Below are 17,349 nucleotides of genomic sequence, written 5' to 3'. Positions count from 1 at the left end.
TTTGAAAAGCAACTATGCTTTTTGCACGAGCGGGTACGTCAGTAAACGTGATAGCTTTTGAAGATGCGGGTACATTTCAAGCGCGAACTATCATTTCGGTAAAATCAAGACGTATAACAACTTCTTCCGGTCCAAATTTTTGCCGATCAAAATACCCTGATTCATCAAGTCGCGAATATATACATGTGCTCAGTCGCTGGTCGGTGCATCGGTAAAGTCTGTTTTTACAACAGAAGATGATACACGAATATTATCAAGGTAAAGCGTGCCGTTGACAGGTTCTGATCCCGTAGCATTTACATAAATAGAGAACGACCTTACATTTTTCAAGCGTTCAGCTGTCAATGTTTCTTTTTGCCGTTCGGCGGATTCCCATGGGGCCGGTTTAAATTCGGAAAATGGGATGGATATCTCGCAGGCTGTTTTAGAAGCAAGTGACAGATATGCCTCGAATGCGATTCCTCCGGCATTGAGTTGAACAACCATTTTTTGATTTTTCCCGTCTGCTTTCAGCCAGAAATCAATTGAATCTGCTCCAGACCAGTCGACACTTTCTAGAGATTTGGTCATGCCCGTATAACCTGCTCCAGCTAGTGAATAGTCGTATTTTAACGCATAGGAACCTTCCGTTTTGACGTTACTTGTTAACGATAGCTTTAGGGGATCACCTTGAGTCGCAAAAGCAGCCTGCAGCCGTTCATCGTCGCCATAATATGTCTCAAATGTATCAACTACTGTTGGCGGCTGTTTTTCTGGCTCCTTTAAATACACCTGAATCGTTTGTTTTTGAGAGGTTCCATCAGCAAATTCGGCTGTTACATGAATAGTTGCTTTGTCACCTTTTAAAGAAGCAGATCCTTCATAATAATAACCATCCCCTTTGATAAGAGGGTACTTCTTCGATTTGTTATTCACGGTATAATAAATATCTTTTGGTTTACCCTGAACAACACTAACGATGATTGGTGTTTCTTTTTGGAGTGAAAGACTGCGATCAATTGGCGAAACAATATGCATAAACGGCTTTTCTGTAACTGTTTCCGGTACCGCTCCTCCGTAAATATTCCCAACTTCTTTCGAGAAAGCAGAATAGGGGTCTTTATAAAAATTGATGAAGTCAGGAAGTAACTCGTGATCTCCGAGCCCGTTTGGTGCATTTTTGTATGGAACAAACAAGTTGCCATTAAGCCCGAAGTTAGCCCAAGTCTGCATATAAGAAATTTTTCTTGCATCGGGGTCCGCTTTGATGGCATCAAGCACTTTCGTGAACCATTGTGTATCAAGGTTTCCGGTTGTTTTTAATCCAATACCATATTCAGTTAAAGCAGATATTTTCCCTTTCGATTCTGCTAATTTCGAGAGCATGCTGAGATCTTCCACGAGAGTATTTAAAAAACCTTCAGAACCCGGGTTGTTTGGATTATCATACTGATCAAATCCTAAAACATCAACATAATCATCTCCAGGATATGTTATTAAATATTTCTCTTCATCTCCGCCAAACGAGGCACCTGGTGAAAAAGCGTATAAAAAGTTATCGACGCCTTTTACATCACGCAAGTATTCAACAGTATAACGGTAAAGTTCTTTGTATTCTGCAGCCGAAGTGGTTTGAGCTCCCCACCAGAACCAGCCGCCGGTTTGTTCGTGGAACATGCGAAAAATCAAAGGAATATCTTTGCCTTCATCGTCTTTCAAATCATTAGCAAAAGCAGCAATGTTATCAAGCCACTCATTGAATTTAGCATTATGGCTTCCGCCTGGCAGTATATTTTTGACTACATGGCCGCTTGTGTCATAAAAATCGCCGCCGGTTACAAAGTTATGCGGATGAGTGCTAAGCGTTAAGATGCCGCCAAGTTCATGTGCTGCTTTCATTGATTTGATCAGATTTGCTCGATTTTCGGCGGCAGATTGTTCAAGTGATCCTGGCTTTTCATATCCATCCAGGCTGAGCGTATCCCAACCAAAGAGGGCAGGATAGTCACCGACCGAATTTTTCACTTCAGATTCGGTAGAACCGGCCCGCAGACCGGATCCGGTAATGGTAAGTCCTTCATCCGTTGCGTGCTGCTGGCCAAACAAAACTTTTTCGCCGCTAATTCTTTGCAAGTAAGAAAACAGTTGTCTTGTCGACGTCGATGCTTCAGCATCTACAAGATTAATAACACGCTCTTGAGCTTGTGCGGAAGGCATAAGAAGAGAATAAGACAAAACGAAAGCACCTGTAAAAGAAACCCATCCTTTTTTCACCAAACCAGTTCCTCCTTTTGATCCCTCAACATTGAAAGCGCTTCAATTTTATATTATATATTTAGTCACTTAATAAATAAAGTGATTTTTTTTATTTTTAAAGTTTTCGATGAATTAAAAATAAAGAGGAAGTATGTAGGAACTTACTCATTTATTAACATGTTTTTCGTAATTTGCTATATAAACATTGAAAACTTATAAGGAAGCGCTGACTTATGCTCAAAGGGAAATATACATAGGAGGGGAAGAGGAGCTTTTCGTCAGTGTTTATCGACTGTGTAACGACAGAATTATATGTACATGATCGTATATCCCGCCCGTTTTTGCAATAAAGTATTAAACAGAATGGGAGGCGGGAACAAGGATGAAAACATATGTAAAACTTGTCTTATGCATCGTGATGATATTGGCGCCGGGTTTAAACATTCGCGGGGAAGAACCGGCCGTCATTGCCGCAGAAGATGGCGGCGGAATCCAGCATGCCATTGACCGGCTGTTAGAACAGGACCCGGATTTACAAGGCGCCCTCGCAGGGATCAGTGTCAGATCTCTGTCCACCGGCAAAATCCTCTACGGCCACATGGGGGATATTCGCCTCAGACCTGCTTCCAATTTGAAGCTTTTAACAGCGGCGGCCGCGCTCTCTGTGCTTGGTGAAGACTATTCCTTCAAGACAGAGGTTTTGACAGACGGCGTTCAGCGCGGCAAAACACTGAAAGGAAACCTGTATCTAAAAGGAAAAGGTGATCCGACATTGTTAACAAAAGACTTTGAGGAGATGGCTGAAAACATTCGCAAAAAAGGGATCACTTCAATTCGCGGACACCTTGTCGGAGATGACACCTGGTATGATGATGTCCGCTATTCCAGCGACCTGGCCTGGAGCGATGAAGATCAGTATTACGGCGCCCAGGTGTCTGCTTTAACAGCCTCGCCAAACGAAGATTATGATGCAGGCACAGTCATTCTCGAGGTGACCCCGGGCAGCAAAGCCGGAAAAAAACCAGCGGTGGCCGTTTCCCCCAAGACAAACGTTGTCAACGTCGTCAATCATGCCAAAACTGTCCCCGAGGGCAAAAAGAAGGACATCGAAGTGAAAAGGGACCACGGTACAAACACGATCCATATTCAAGGAACCATTCCGCAGGGAGCATCAAAAGTCAGGCAATGGGTTGCTGTTTGGGAGACTTCCCATTATGCGCTCGATTTATTTAAAAAGGCCCTTCACCGCCAAGACATTCACATCCTCGGAGACGCAAAAATCGGTGAAACACCGAAGAATGCGGAGCTCATGACGGTTCATCAATCCATGCCGCTGTCAGAACTGATGATCCCTTTTATGAAGCTGAGCAACAACGGCCATGCCGAAACATTGGTCAAGGAAATGGGAAAGACAGTCAAAAAAGAAGGCAGCTGGGAAAAGGGACTTGAAGTGATGAGAACAGAGCTTGAAGCGCTTGGTGTTGATACAGATGCATTGCTGCTTAGAGACGGTTCGGGAATCTCACATATCAATCTTATTTCTGCCCATCAAATCACCAAACTCCTGTATTCCGTCCAACATGAAGAATGGTTTTCCTCTTACATCCGTTCACTGCCCGTAAGCGGGGCAAGCGACAGAATGGTCGGCGGAACGCTTCGGAACCGATTGACAAACCCTTCGGTCAAAGGCAAAGTCAGAGCCAAAACAGGATCGCTTTCAACTGTGAGCTCATTATCGGGCTATATCGACACCAAAAGCGGAGACACATTGATCTTCTCCATCCTTTTAAACCAGCTGCTGGATGATGAAAAAGGGCAAGAGATCGAAGACAGGATCGCCGAAATATTAGCCGCTTCATAAACAACACCCATTTCCCAATCGGGCAATGGGTGTTTTCGGTGTTTATTGCGTACTTTTTTCGCTTTCGGCCATATAATGCTATGGGAGTGGGTTCCGATAAATTTAACAACAGATAGGGGGAAACATATGAAAATATTGCTTGCTTATTATCGGTATTCTCCACACACAAACGGCCCATCCACCTATATTGATACACTTCGAAAAAGCTTAGAAGAAAAAGGACACACCGTCGATCTTATGTCACATGATAAAAGCTGGCTGAACATTCAAATCGCAGATCAGCAGTCAGCAGATAAACACAGCATGAAACGCGAGCTCATCCGCCGCTTTCAAACATCCTACACAGCAAAATATCCGCTGTGGATCTATTGGAGGGAAATGGAGCGCTACAGCCTGGAACAAGCTATTAAGCAGTTTGACATGAGCGGCTACGATGTCATTCACTGTCACGATTTTATGACGGCCAGAGCGATGGCCCGTTCCAAACCCCCGCATATTCCGCTGATCGTATCGCTTCATAATTTTAAATATCACGAGGCAAAAGTAACCGGTGAATTTTACAATAAAACGGAACGTGAACAGCAGTATATGAAAATGGAAGAATGCCTGGGGGCGATGTCAGGCGACATTGTTGCCGTTCCCTGCCAGTGGCTGAAAAAACAGCTGATCCAAATCGGTGTCACCCCGTCCAAAATTCAAGTCATTCCATATGGCATCGTCAAGGAACCCTTTATCGAAAATGAAAACCCGGCGAAAAAAAGCCGAGATGAAGGCAAAAAAAACATCCTCTGCCCGGCCCGGCTGGTACCGGTAAAAGGGCACCGCTACCTGATTGAAGCCCTTTCCAAACTCAGCCGAGAACGGAAGGATTTTCACTGCCTGCTGGCGGGGGAGGGGCCGGAATTGGAAGCTTTGCAGCGTACAGCCGAACAGCTCGACATCGGGGCAGCCATTTCCTTTCTCGGAAAACGGCATGACATACCTCATTTAATGAACGGCAGCGATATCATTGTTTTGCCTTCACTGCATGATACTTTTCCGCTTGTGATCCTGGAAGGCCAATTTTCCGCAAAACCGATCCTGGCCGCAGAAGCAGGCGGCATAAAAGAAATCATCAAAGACGGCGCTGACGGATTGCTCGTTCCCACAGGCAACAGTGATGCACTTGCGGAAAAGCTGCGGCTTTTGCTGGACGATGACGCCTTCCGCTCACAATTGGGAAGACGGGCGCGGGAAAAAGCCATGAAATATTGGGATATCAGCGTCCACATGGCATCGATGGAAAGGCTGTACCTAAAGTGCCAAGTCGGACAGCCTGCCTCCCTTGAACCTTCATCCGGAACAGAGCCTGATGTGGAGATCCTAAAGCAAATTGACCCGGGCATAACCGATCAACCCGGTTTTATTCTATCAGGAGAAATCCCGACGGACTTGAAAAGCCAGCTCAGGAAGCGGCAACATTACATTCATGTCTATGACCTGTCAGGTGTTCTGTTGCAAACAAAGGCAGTCGAGCCGGAAGGAGTTTATGAGTTTCACCATCTCCCCGCCGGCAGCTATGTATTGAAAAGTACGCTTGAATCGTTCGGCAACCAAACGATCTCTGTCGGTTGCCGATAAGGCTCGCCTCCCGAATAAGCCGGCCATTCAGTCACCGGCTTATTTGTGTGATCCAAACAGAGCTATACACATTTTATATAACAGTTTAGTGGAAAAGCTACTTATTATAGTACATTGTCATTCTGTAAACCAACGCTCTAACACGTTAAATAGTAGATGTTCAAAGAACTTTCGCAAACTTGTTAAGTATTTCACAAGATTGTGTGACTTTTTTCACATTCAAGTCTGTTATATTAACCATAAGATATAGAGGTAACAGCTGTTATATTAAATTGATTCAAAAAGAGGTGGATGAAAATGGAACAATGGAAGGGTTTCACTGAAAATGTGTGGCAAAAAGAAGTCAATGTCCGGGACTTTATCCTCAGTAATGTCGAGCCTTATCAGGGTGACGAATCGTTTCTCGAATCTCCAACAGAAGCCACATCAAGATTATGGGACCAAATCATGGATTTAAGCAAACAAGAGGGGGACAACGGCGGAGTCCTTGATATGGATACGGAAATCGTCTCCACGATCACATCTCACAATCCAGGATATTTGGACAAAGATTTAGAAAAAGTAGCCGGCGTCCAAACAGATGTACCGTTTAAGCGCTCGCTCCAGCCTTTCGGCGGCATCCGCATGGCGAAGCAGGCATGCGAGTCATACGGATTTAAGCTGGATGATGAAGTGGAAAGAATCTTTACAGATTATCGGAAAACCCATAACCAAGGTGTTTTTGACGCTTACACGGATGAAATGAAGCTTGCGCGAAAAGTCGGGATTATCACCGGGCTTCCTGATGCATACGGACGCGGACGCATCATTGGCGATTACCGCAGAGTCGCACTTTACGGCGTAGACTTTTTAATCAATGAAAAGAAGAAAGATGCAAAGGAAACCAGCCCGCTCATGTCGGAGGAAAATATCCGCCTGCGCGAAGAACTGTCTGAGCAGCTCCGTGCCTTGAATGAATTGAAGGCCATGGCATCAAGCTACGGTTATGATATTTCCCGCCCGGCCGCCGATGCAAAAGAGGCTTTTCAATGGCTCTACTTCGCGTACCTGGCAGCCATCAAAGAGCAAAATGGAGCCGCGATGAGCCTTGGCCGCGTATCCACTTTCCTTGATATTTACATCGAAAGAGATCTTAAAAACGGTGTGTTGACAGAACAGGAGGCCCAGGAGCTCGTCGACCACTTCGTCATGAAGCTGCGCCTGGTCAAATTCGCCCGCACACCTGAGTACAATGAATTGTTCAGCGGAGATCCGACCTGGGTGACAGAATCGATCGGAGGGATCGCACATGACGGACGGGCTCTTGTTACGAAAAACTCGTTCCGCTTTCTTCATACGCTTGATAACTTGGGGCCTGCACCTGAACCGAATTTGACCGTGCTTTGGTCTGTCAGGCTTCCTGAAAACTTTAAACACTACTGTGCGAAAATGTCGATTAAAACAAGCTCCATTCAATATGAAAATGATGATATCATGCGACCTGAATATGGCGATGATTACGGTATCGCCTGCTGTGTATCCGCAATGGAAATCGGCAAGCAAATGCAATTTTTCGGTGCCCGCGCCAACCTCGCGAAAGCGCTTCTTTACGCGATTAACGGCGGAAAAGATGAAAAACACAAGGTTCAAGTCGCACCTGAAATGCCGCCGGTCGCTTCAGATGTACTCGATTATGAAGAAGTCATGCACAAGTTTGATCAGACAATGGAATGGCTTGCCGCTCTGTACATCAACACGCTGAACATCATCCATTACATGCATGATAAGTACTCTTACGAAAGAATTGAAATGGCTCTGCATGATACAAACATTCTGCGGACAATGGCAACCGGTGTCGCGGGACTAAGCGTTGTGGCCGACTCGTTAAGCGCTATCAAATATGCCAAAGTAAAAGTGCTTCGCGATGAAAATGGCCTCGCTGTTGACTTTGAAACAGAAGGTGATTTCCCGAAATACGGTAACAATGATGATCGTGTGGACAGCATAGCTGTCGACATTGTCGAACGGTTTATGAAAAAGCTCCGCAAGCACCAAACGTACCGCGGGTCGCTTCATACGATGTCGATTTTAACGATCACATCAAACGTTGTTTACGGCAAGAAAACGGGAAATACACCGGACGGACGGCGGGCCGGCGAACCGTTCGCCCCTGGTGCAAATCCGATGCACGGCCGCGATTCAAAAGGAACGCTCGCCTCTCTGTCTTCCGTGGCGAAATTGCCTTACAACTATGCAATGGACGGTATATCCAACACATTTTCCATCGTCCCGAAAGCGCTCGGCAAAGATGAAGAAACCCGCGCCGTTAATTTATCAAGCATTCTTGACGGCTATGCTGCAAAAACAGGACATCACTTAAATGTGAACGTCTTCAACAGAGAGACATTGCTTGATGCGATGGAACATCCTGAAAAATACCCGCAGCTGACCATCCGTGTATCAGGTTACGCGGTCAACTTCATTAAACTGACGAAAGAGCAGCAATTGGACGTGATCAGCAGAACATTCCATGAATCAATGTAAGCAATTGGGGCGAAGCTTTCCTGCTTCGCTCCCGGAAAAGAGGCGATCTTCACATGTTGGGAAACATTCATTCGATTGAGACCTTTGGTACGGTCGATGGCCCCGGGATTCGATACGTCATCTTTACACAAGGCTGTCTTTTACGCTGTCAATTTTGCCATAATGCAGATACTTGGGAGATTGGATCAGGAAAACAAATGTCGGTTTCTGAAATCGTCCGCGACATCCAATCGTACCTCCCGTTCATCCAATCATCGGGCGGCGGGATCACGGTCAGCGGAGGCGAGCCGCTGCTGCAGCTTCCCTTTATAACAGAGCTGTTCAAATCGTGTAAAAAGCACGGCATTCACACGGCTCTTGACTCTTCCGGCGGATGCTATTCAACAGCGTCCTCATTTCAAAAGCAGATCGCGGAATTGATGACATACACCGACCTTGTCCTGCTTGATATAAAACATATCGATCGAAAAAAGCATATCAAGCTGACAGGGATGGCGAACGACCACATTTTGGATTTCGCCGGCTTCTTAAACGACCATCAAGTTCCTGTCTGGATTCGTCATGTATTGGTTCCCGGCATCTCGGATATTGATGAAGATTTAATCGCGCTTGGCCGCTTTATCGGCACCCTGTCGAATGTTCAAAAAGTGGAAGTTCTGCCGTATCATAAGCTCGGCGTTTATAAATGGGAAGCGCTCGGAATCGAATACCCATTAAAAGGTATTAATCCCCCGGCTGAAGAGCGTGTCGAAAACGCCTACAGACTCTTAACCGCCCAAATCACATAACAGAGTATAAAACCGCTGCATTTTTACAATAGTAAAACAGATATCAGCTAAGAAAAGACGCCCGTCTCCAACAGGAGAATACAGGGCGAAAAAATAAGCAAGGTGGGCGGCAGCATGTACCATTTGTATTCTCATAATGATTTGGACGGAGTCGGCTGCGGAATCATCGCGAAAGTGGCGTTTGGTGAACAGGTGGAGGTCCGCTATAACTCTGTCACCGGGCTGGATATGCAAGTCGAACGGTTTTTGGACAGAGCGAAAGAAAAAGGGAAGCATCATGACGGATTATGGATAACCGATTTGTCCGTCCATCAGGAAAACGAAAAAAAGCTGAGCGAGTATGCGGAAGCCGGAGGAAAGGTCAAACTGATCGACCACCACAAAACGGCGCGCCATTTGAATGAGCACCCATGGGGCATGGTCAAAGTTCAATATGAAGACGGCCGGCTCGCTTCAGCCACATCGCTTTTTTATGAATATCTGCTGGACAACGGTCTCATCCCGCAATCAAAAGCTTTGGATCAATTTGTCGAACTTGTCCGACAATACGACACCTGGGAATGGGAACAGGCGGGCAACCAGCAGGCGAAGCGTCTGAATGACTTGTTTTTTCTTGTGTCGATTGATGAATTTGAAGATAAAATGGTCCGTCGTCTTAAGGAAAATGATGAATTTTCTTTTGACGAATTCGAAGAAAAAATATTGGATATGGAAGAGGGAAAAATCGAACGATATATCCGCAGGAAAAGGCGGGAAATCGTGCAAACCTTCATCAATGCCCACTGTGTCGGTATCGTTCACGCCGAGGCTTACCATTCAGAGGTGGGAAACGAACTTGGTAAAACATACCCGCATCTCGACTACATTGCCATCTTAAATATGGGCGGCAAAAAGGTGAGCCTCCGCACGATTCACGATGATACCGATGTATCAGAAATCGCCGCCGGATTTGGCGGAGGAGGGCATGCTAAAGCGGCCGGCTGCCCGTTGACAGACGACGTGTTCAGACTGTATGTAATAGAGCCGTTCCCGATAGAGCCTTTGAGAGCGGACGCCTTCAAAAACATCTATAACCTGAAAGAGTCCGAATACGGATCACTTTATACAAACAGAGAAGAGGATCAATTTTTTCTTTTTCCGAGCGGCCGCGGGTGGAAGATCCAATTAAACGGTGTGACGCAAAATGAAACATTTGCTTCGTTTCAGGAAGCTGAACGGTTTATGAAAAGGAATTATGCAGCATGGCTCGTCAGGGATGAGGCATATATCCGGTTTCTCATGCAGCAAATTCAACAGTTCATCAAACAAACAGACTAAGGCACACGTTTTGCCTTAGTCTGTTTTTATATACAAATCGAACGGTTTGGCATATAATAACAGAAAGTTTCGAATTTTTCGAAAGGGGAGATGTGCATGAAAGCGATGTGCGGCACAAGTCAAGCGAGAGAGCTGCGTGCGGTATGGATCGCCACCGTCACAAACATTGATTGGCCTTCAAAAAAAGGACTCACAGTGAGCCAGCAAAAAGAAGAATACATCAAATTGTTAGATGACGTTCAGGACATGGGAATGAACGCTGTCGTCGTCCAAATCAAGCCGACAGCCGACGCTTTTTATCCTTCGTCTTACGGTCCGTGGTCGGAATATTTGACTGGTATCCAAGGGAAAGACCCGGGATATGATCCGCTCTGTTTTTTGCTGGATGAAACACATCGAAGAAAGCTTGAATTTCATGCATGGTTCAACCCCTACCGGATCACGATGAATCATACGGATGTAAACAGGCTTTCCGCAGATCATCCGGCCAGAAAACATCCGGAATGGGTCGTCGCCTATGGCAGCCAGCTGTACTATAATCCCGGCATCCCCGAAGCACAGACCTTCATTGTAAAAGGTATTGAAGAAGTCGTCAAAAACTATGATATTGACGCCGTTCATATGGACGACTATTTTTATCCTTATAAAATCGCAGGTAAAGAATTTCCTGATCAGGACACATATGAGAAATACGGCAAGGACCGCTTTGCAAATATCGATGATTGGCGGCGGGACAACGTCAACCAGCTTGTCAAACAGATCAATGCCGCCATTAAGAAAGAAAAACCATGCGTCAAATTTGGCATCAGTCCATTCGGTGTGTGGAGAAACAAGGCGGATGATCCGACCGGTTCGAATACGACGGCCGGAATGACAAACTATGACGACCTTTATGCAGACACACGGGAATGGATCAAGCAGGGCTATCTTGATTATATTGCCCCGCAAATCTATTGGAGCATCGGTTTTGCACCAGCCAGCTATGACATATTGGTCGATTGGTGGAAACATGAAACGGAAGGTCGCCCCATTCATTTATATATTGGACAAGCGGCCTATAAGATCAACCAAAACGCTGATCCAGCATGGTCAGACCCTGAAGAATACCCAAGACAGATCGCATTAAACCGCTCTTCTGACATCCCGGGAAGCATTCATTTCAGCCTGAAGGATTTAAATCGAAACCCGCTCGGCATAAAGGACAGGTTGATCAATGACCTTTACCATCACCCGGCTCTCATTCCCGAGATGCCGTGGCTTGCCAGCTCCGCAAACCATGATCAATAAAAATCGATCTTCTTAAAACAAAAAATCCATTTTGATTTAATTCAAAGTGGATTTTCTGACATCCCGGGAAGCATTCATTTCAGCCTGAAGGATTTAAATCGAAACCCGCTCGGCATAAAGGACAGGTTGATCAATGACCTTTACCATCACCCGGCTCTCATTCCCGAGATGCCGTGGCTTGCCAGCTCCGCAAACCATGATCAATAAAAATCGATCTTCTTAAAACAAAAAATCCATTTTGATTTAATTCAAAGTGGATTTTTTGTTTTAAAATTCCCCTTTATGGCGCACCTTAATACATAAAGACTCTAAAGGAAAGGTTTTAATCAGATGGACATTTTCTTAGCAATTTTACCAGCAGTCTTCTGGGGAAGCATTGTTCTCTTCAATGTAAAACTCGGGGGAGGCCCTTACAGCCAAGTCCTCGGAACGACAATCGGAGCCTTAATCTTTTCAATCGGGGTCTATTTTGTCGTACAGCCTGAATTATCGCCGCGCATATTTGCCGTAGGCATTGTGTCCGGAGTGTTTTGGGCGCTCGGCCAAACCAATCAGCTGAGAAGCATTAAATTAATCGGCGTTTCCAAAACGATGCCGATTTCAACCGGGATGCAACTCGTATCCACATCGCTGTTCGGTGTTCTTGTATTTCATGAGTGGGCGACAACGATCTCCATCATCCTCGGCGTTTTAGCGCTGATATTTATCATCGTCGGGATCATCTTGACATCGCTCGAAGACCGCAGCCGAAAAACAGAGGAAGCCACAGGCAACATGAAAAAAGGGATCATCATTTTGCTGATCTCCACTTTAGGCTACCTCGTCTATGTCGTTGTTGTCCGGTTCTTTGATGTCAGCGGCTGGGCCGCTCTGTTCCCACAGGCCATCGGTATGGTGGCCGGGGGCTTGATTTTAACATTCAGACACAAACCTTTTAATTTTTACGTGATCAAAAATATTATCCCCGGCTTAATCTGGGCGGCGGGAAACTTGTTTTTATTCATTTCTCAGCCGCGGGTCGGCGTGGCGACCAGCTTTTCATTGTCGCAAATGGGGATCGTCATTTCGACGCTCGGCGGCATTATTATACTCGGTGAAAAGAAGTCGAAGCGGCAGCTGATCGGAATCGTCATCGGCATTATTTTGATTGTGACGGCCGGAGTCTTTTTAGGAATTGCCAAAGCATAAGCAGGACGGCTGATAATCAGCCGTCTTTTAAATGTCAATCCGTCCTAAGAGCGGCAGATGGTCGGATGCAGCCGGATCATTCGCCGCAACTTCAGCGGCTGACGCGTGAAGGGAGGGACTGATAAAGAGATAGTCCAGGCGCTTATTTGGACGATGCGACGGATAGGTGGATCCTTGGCCGTCTCCGGCTTCTTTCCAAACATCGCGTAGCTCTCCGGTGATTTTGTTCCAATCTCTTGAATGGGGTTTCATATTAAAGTCACCCATCACCACCGCCGGCTGTTCCCGTTTTCGGATTCTTTGCAGCAAAAAGTCTGTTTGCTTCCGGTGCAGAAATGGATTCAAACTCAAATGCGTCACAAAGATCCGTAAAATCCGTCCCCCGATTTCCACATCCGCTTCAAGCAGGGACCTTCCCTCGATGAGCCCCGCGATCAAGTTAAACAAATGATGCTGTTGTTGAACAATCGGAAAACGCGTCAACAAGGCATTGCCATACCGCCTTTTAGGTGTGGAGGGACCTGTGCTCAAGGAAAGTGACGGGCTGAACGCATGGTGCATCTTTAATTGCGATGCAAGCCAGCCGATTTGATCTTCGTAATGGCTTCTTTTGGAAAAATGTTGATCCACTTCATTCAATCCGACAATATCGGCATCGCTTTCAGCGATCACTTGAGCGATCCGTTCCAAATCCAACCTTTTATCAGAGCCTTTTCCATGATGGATATTAAATGTCATAATGGTGATGTTCATAAAATCCCGCCTGTTCTTTGTCATCTTAAAAGTATTTTGTCTCCGGATAAGGCAAAATATTCCACGAACTCTTCCTTATGGACAAGAAAAAACCCGACACGGATTTCTGTCGGGCGGCGGTGATGACAAATTGACGGCGATCTTCCAATGCCGATCAAAAGCTACACGTATAATACTGGAGTCGACACCTTCAAAATCTCACCATCGCGAATATAAATTCGAGGGACGCGGCGGCTTATAGTAGATACAACTTCATAATTAATCGTGTCAAGCATTTCGGCAACTTCATCAACGGTAATCTCAGCTCCCTTTTGCCGGCCGTAAATCACGACTTCCTCTCCTTGTTTACCTTCACTCTCTCCTAAACTAACCATGATCATGTCCATTGTCACTCTTCCTGCAACCGGCACTCGTCTTCCGCGATGAAGAACAACCCCTCGATTGGACAGTTCACGGGAATAACCGTCAGCATAGCCGACCGGGAGTGTAGCAATGACCTCCCCGGGGTCTGCAATGTATGTAGCACCATAGCTGACGGTCCGCGGTTCTGTCAACATTTTTTTCACATAAGCGATACGCGCCTTCAAACTTAAGGCAGGTGTAAGCTTCACGAGATCCAGCTGCTCGATATAGGCTGAAGGATATAATCCATACATACCTATACCTAAACGAATCATATCAGCACTAAATTCCGGGAAAGCGATAGATGCAGCCGTGTTATTCATATGAACTGCGGGCAGCTCAAAGCCTTGATCTTTTAGAAAACGAAGAAAACTGATAAATTTATCGTGCTGTACTCTTGTGAGTGTCGTATCCGGCTCATCGGCTGTGGAAAAATGTGTAAAAATCCCTTTCCATCTAAGGAATTTACTTGCCGTAAGTGCTTTCACGATTTCTAAAAGCTTTTCTTTTGTCCGTACACCTAATCGCCCCATGCCAGTATCCACATTAATATGGATATTCAACCTGTTCGTCTCCGCTTCATTTTCCAATATCTCGTTCGCTTCTTTAATCCAACCAACCTGAAATGCCGATAACGTAATATTCCAAGCTGCTGACTCTTTCACACATCTAAGGGGTGTAAAACCGAGCACAAGGATCGGTGCTTTAATCCCCGCTTTTCGTATTTCGATTCCTTCCTCCAGGCTGGCAACAGCGAGCTCACTCGCTCCATATTCCAGTGCATGGCGCGCCACTTCTACCGCCCCATGACCATAAGCGTTCGCTTTTACGACAGCCATAATGTTGCTCTTCTTTGGAATATGACGGCGAATGGCACGTAAATTTTTCTTAATGGCATCAAGATCGACTTCCACCCAAACTTCTCGGCAAAGCTTTTTCATCAACGCTTCCTTCCTTCTTAATAGAGTAGTATCAAGCGCATTTGTCCGTTTGATAAATTCCCTGACATCAATGGTTGGGTGCTTCCATCTCATTTTTATTCAACTTCACCTGAAATCATTCGACAGCAAACCTTTGAAATAGCAGGCAAGGCTGCATAGTGATACGTGAATTTAAACACGCATTAAGGAAAAAATGGCTTCCGGAAGTGTTGCAATACTAATGAGGGAAGCAGTCAATTGATCTGGCAAAAGCCGTAAACAGACTTCGGAAACATTCCAGTTAACAGGGCGATTATCGCATCATTTCCTTCGGAGGGGATCTTATTGCCGCATATTAAACCGATCTTCACGGTGCCTTTGATCGTCATCATTCATGCAGGTGTTCTCTTTTTTTTGGCTTTTTTTACACAAACGGCTTCATCATATGGGGATGTTCAACGATATGTGGAATCATCATCTGCTTGACAAGTCATAAAACAGCTGGATATAACTTCTACTTTGAAGACGATGATTTTAGCCGTATTATGATCGCCAGCTCGATGCCATGATGAGTGAACACAAATGGAGAAGGAAAAATATTTTTCATCAACTCTTGATTATATAAACGATTAATTATATAATACTGACTGAAATCATCAGGCAAACATGAGGAGGACCATTGCTATGGCTGTACAAACAAAGCTTGATTCTTTAAGCACTGTCAACTGCATGAAGATGTTAAGCGATCCAACCAGGCTGCTCATGCTGAAGCTGCTGCAGGAGAAATCGTATTGCGTCTGCCAGCTTGTCGACATGTTCGAAACGAGCCAGCCCGCGATCAGCCAGCATTTGCGAAAGTTGAAGAAAGCAAACATGATCAAGGAAGAAAGAAGGGAGCAATGGCGGTTCTATTCTCTCAATGACGATTTTCCCGCACGGGAATTAGTGCTTAGCATTGTGGAACAGCTTGATGACGGTGATGAAATTTTTCAAGCCGTTAAATCGAAAGAAAAACCTGTTTCGTGCAGTTAATAGGAGGGAAAGCATTCAATGTCCGGTTGGCCTCCTGTATTCTCAATATAAACATCCCTTTATATAATCAATTTATTATATAAATACGGACCATCAATAGGCAAGGGAGGATTACAATTGACGTCTGCGGTTTTAGCCATCATCATTTTTTTGCTGACGCTTATATTCGTCATTTGGCAGCCGAAAAATTTATCCATCGGCTGGTCGGCCTGCGGGGGAGCTGTTTTGGCCTTCATCGCGGGAGTTGTTAATGTTCAGGATGTTCTAGATGTGACAAGTATTGTCTGGAACGCAACTTTAGCCTTCGTAGCGATTATCATTATTTCTCTGATACTGGATGAAATCGGATTTTTTGAGTGGGCTGCCTTACATATGGCAAAGGCAGCAAAAGGAAACGGCATTCGGATGTTTATCTATATTTCCGTCTTGGGTGCCGTTGTCGCCGCACTGTTTGCCAATGATGGAGCTGCTTTAATATTGACTCCGATCGTTCTCGCCATGGTGCGCGCCCTGAACTTTGAGGAGAAGCTGGTGTTTCCTTTTATCATCGCAAGCGGTTTTATCGCCGACTCCACATCACTGCCGCTTGTCGTCAGCAACCTTGTTAACATCGTCTCGGCCGATTTCTTTCATATCGGCTTTATCGAATACGCGGGACGGATGATCGTTCCAAATCTGTTTTCCCTTGTTGCAAGCATGATCGTCCTTTATTTGTTTTTCCGGAAGAGCATCCCGCGTCATTATGATATGACATATGTGAAACAGCCGGGGGAGGCCATTAAAGACGGGACGATGTTCCGCTTGTCATGGTTCATATTGGCCGTCCTTTTAGCGGGTTATTTCGTCAGTGAGCTCTTCTCCATACCCGTATCCATCATTGCGGGGGTGATTGCCGTCATGTTCTTAATGGCTGCGAAAAACAGTCCGGCTGTTGAAACGAAAAAAGTGCTGAAAGGCGCTCCTTGGGCGATCGTCTTTTTCTCGATTGGCATGTATGTCGTCGTATACGGACTGAAAAACGCGGGTTTAACAGCTGTCCTTTCACAGGTGATAGAAGCTGCCGCTGATCACGGACTGTTTGCGGGGACGATTGCCATGGGCTTCATCGCAGCCATACTGTCTGCTGTCATGAACAACATGCCGACGGTTATGATCGATGCGCTTGCGATTCAGCACACGGATACCCACGGCATCATGAGGGAAGCCTTGATCTATGCCAATGTGATCGGTTCCGACCTCGGTCCGAAAATCACGCCGATCGGCTCCCTGGCGACGCTTTTATGGCTTTATGTCCTTTCATTGAAAGGCGTGAGGATTTCTTGGGGAACCTATTTTAAAACAGGCGTCATTTTAACGATTCCTACACTTTTTATCACACTTGTCGGACTTTATGTCTGGCTGCTTTTCATCCATTAAAAAAGGA

General features: G+C 45.6%; 11 protein-coding genes and 2 pseudogenes. 10 read left to right on the top strand and 3 right to left on the bottom strand.

The genetic code is table 11. The features are described from left to right. Positions 1-189 precede the first annotated feature (189 nt). On the bottom strand, positions 190-2,253 hold the full coding sequence (locus M654_RS13050) for a CIA30 family protein (protein ID WP_152520971.1): 2,064 nt from the start codon (positions 2,251-2,253) through the stop codon (positions 190-192). A 364-nt stretch (positions 2,254-2,617) separates the two neighbouring features. Between M654_RS13050 and dacB the strand changes: the two genes are divergently transcribed. From dacB to M654_RS13015, 8 genes and pseudogenes are all read left to right on the top strand, one after another. Next, positions 2,618-4,096: a D-alanyl-D-alanine carboxypeptidase/D-alanyl-D-alanine endopeptidase gene (dacB, locus tag M654_RS13045; RefSeq protein WP_026587324.1), complete on the top strand. Its 1,479-nt coding sequence runs from the start codon at positions 2,618-2,620 to the stop codon at positions 4,094-4,096. Positions 4,097-4,222: 126 nt separating this feature from the next. Beyond that, positions 4,223-5,716, top strand: coding sequence for a glycosyltransferase (locus tag M654_RS13040; protein ID WP_051290380.1), 1,494 nt, complete (start codon positions 4,223-4,225; stop codon positions 5,714-5,716). 297 nt (positions 5,717-6,013) lie between these two features. Next, positions 6,014-8,239, top strand: coding sequence for a formate C-acetyltransferase (gene pflB, locus M654_RS13035; RefSeq protein WP_026587323.1), 2,226 nt, complete (start codon positions 6,014-6,016; stop codon positions 8,237-8,239). 53 nt (positions 8,240-8,292) lie between these two features. Next, positions 8,293-9,027: a pyruvate formate-lyase-activating protein gene (gene pflA, locus M654_RS13030; protein WP_026587322.1), complete on the top strand. Its 735-nt coding sequence runs from the start codon at positions 8,293-8,295 to the stop codon at positions 9,025-9,027. Positions 9,028-9,141: 114 nt separating this feature from the next. Then, on the top strand, positions 9,142-10,344 hold the full coding sequence (locus M654_RS13025; RefSeq protein WP_026587321.1) for a DHH family phosphoesterase: 1,203 nt from the start codon (positions 9,142-9,144) through the stop codon (positions 10,342-10,344). 123 nt (positions 10,345-10,467) lie between these two features. Further along, positions 10,468-11,616, top strand: a pseudogene (locus tag M654_RS13020) (glycoside hydrolase family 10 protein); the annotation flags it as partial. A gap of 75 nt (positions 11,617-11,691) precedes the next feature. Next, a pseudogene (locus M654_RS23930) lies at positions 11,692-11,838 on the top strand (glycoside hydrolase family 10 protein); the annotation flags it as partial. Between the two features lie 123 nt (positions 11,839-11,961). Continuing rightward, positions 11,962-12,819, top strand: coding sequence for a GRP family sugar transporter (locus tag M654_RS13015; RefSeq protein WP_026587319.1), 858 nt, complete (start codon positions 11,962-11,964; stop codon positions 12,817-12,819). Between the two features lie 27 nt (positions 12,820-12,846). On the opposite strand, the gene M654_RS13010 is transcribed toward M654_RS13015, so the two are convergent. Next, positions 12,847-13,572 carry an endonuclease/exonuclease/phosphatase family protein gene (locus tag M654_RS13010; protein ID WP_142246116.1) on the bottom strand — a complete coding sequence of 242 codons (726 nt, stop codon included), beginning with the start codon at positions 13,570-13,572 and terminating at the stop codon, positions 12,847-12,849. Between the two features lie 161 nt (positions 13,573-13,733). After that, positions 13,734-14,915, bottom strand: coding sequence for an alanine racemase (alr, locus tag M654_RS13005; RefSeq protein ID WP_026587317.1), 1,182 nt, complete (start codon positions 14,913-14,915; stop codon positions 13,734-13,736). A gap of 663 nt (positions 14,916-15,578) precedes the next feature. Between alr and M654_RS13000 the strand changes: the two genes are divergently transcribed. Both M654_RS13000 and M654_RS12995 read left to right on the top strand, forming a co-directional pair. Beyond that, the gene (locus M654_RS13000) at positions 15,579-15,926 is read left to right on the top strand and encodes an ArsR/SmtB family transcription factor (protein ID WP_026587316.1); all 348 of its coding nucleotides are present in this window, start codon (positions 15,579-15,581) and stop codon (positions 15,924-15,926) included. Positions 15,927-16,043: 117 nt separating this feature from the next. Continuing rightward, positions 16,044-17,342 carry an arsenical efflux pump membrane protein ArsB gene (locus M654_RS12995; protein ID WP_026587315.1) on the top strand — a complete coding sequence of 433 codons (1,299 nt, stop codon included), beginning with the start codon at positions 16,044-16,046 and terminating at the stop codon, positions 17,340-17,342. The last annotated feature ends 7 nt before the right edge of the window (positions 17,343-17,349 follow it).

This window comes from Bacillus sp. NSP9.1 (genome assembly GCF_000465465.2).
GTDB classification, from domain to species: Bacteria; Bacillota; Bacilli; order Bacillales; family Bacillaceae; genus Bacillus; species Bacillus sonorensis_A.
Note: the sequence above shows the minus strand (reverse complement) of the source record. Positions and strands in the feature narration are given on the sequence as shown.

What these genes read in the sequence shown, in the direction of transcription:
- alr (WP_026587317.1), bottom strand. Translation starts at nt 14,915, where the DNA reads ATGAAAAAGCTTTGCCGAGAAGTTTGGGTGGAAGTCGATCTTGATGCC.
- M654_RS13015 (WP_026587319.1), top strand. Translation starts at nt 11,962, where the DNA reads ATGGACATTTTCTTAGCAATTTTACCAGCAGTCTTCTGGGGAAGCATT.
- M654_RS13000 (WP_026587316.1), top strand. Translation starts at nt 15,579, where the DNA reads ATGGCTGTACAAACAAAGCTTGATTCTTTAAGCACTGTCAACTGCATG.
- M654_RS13025 (WP_026587321.1), top strand. Translation starts at nt 9,142, where the DNA reads ATGTACCATTTGTATTCTCATAATGATTTGGACGGAGTCGGCTGCGGA.
- pflA (WP_026587322.1), top strand. Translation starts at nt 8,293, where the DNA reads ATGTTGGGAAACATTCATTCGATTGAGACCTTTGGTACGGTCGATGGC.
- pflB (WP_026587323.1), top strand. Translation starts at nt 6,014, where the DNA reads ATGGAACAATGGAAGGGTTTCACTGAAAATGTGTGGCAAAAAGAAGTC.
- M654_RS13040 (WP_051290380.1), top strand. Translation starts at nt 4,223, where the DNA reads ATGAAAATATTGCTTGCTTATTATCGGTATTCTCCACACACAAACGGC.
- M654_RS13010 (WP_142246116.1), bottom strand. Translation starts at nt 13,572, where the DNA reads ATGAACATCACCATTATGACATTTAATATCCATCATGGAAAAGGCTCT.
- dacB (WP_026587324.1), top strand. Translation starts at nt 2,618, where the DNA reads ATGAAAACATATGTAAAACTTGTCTTATGCATCGTGATGATATTGGCG.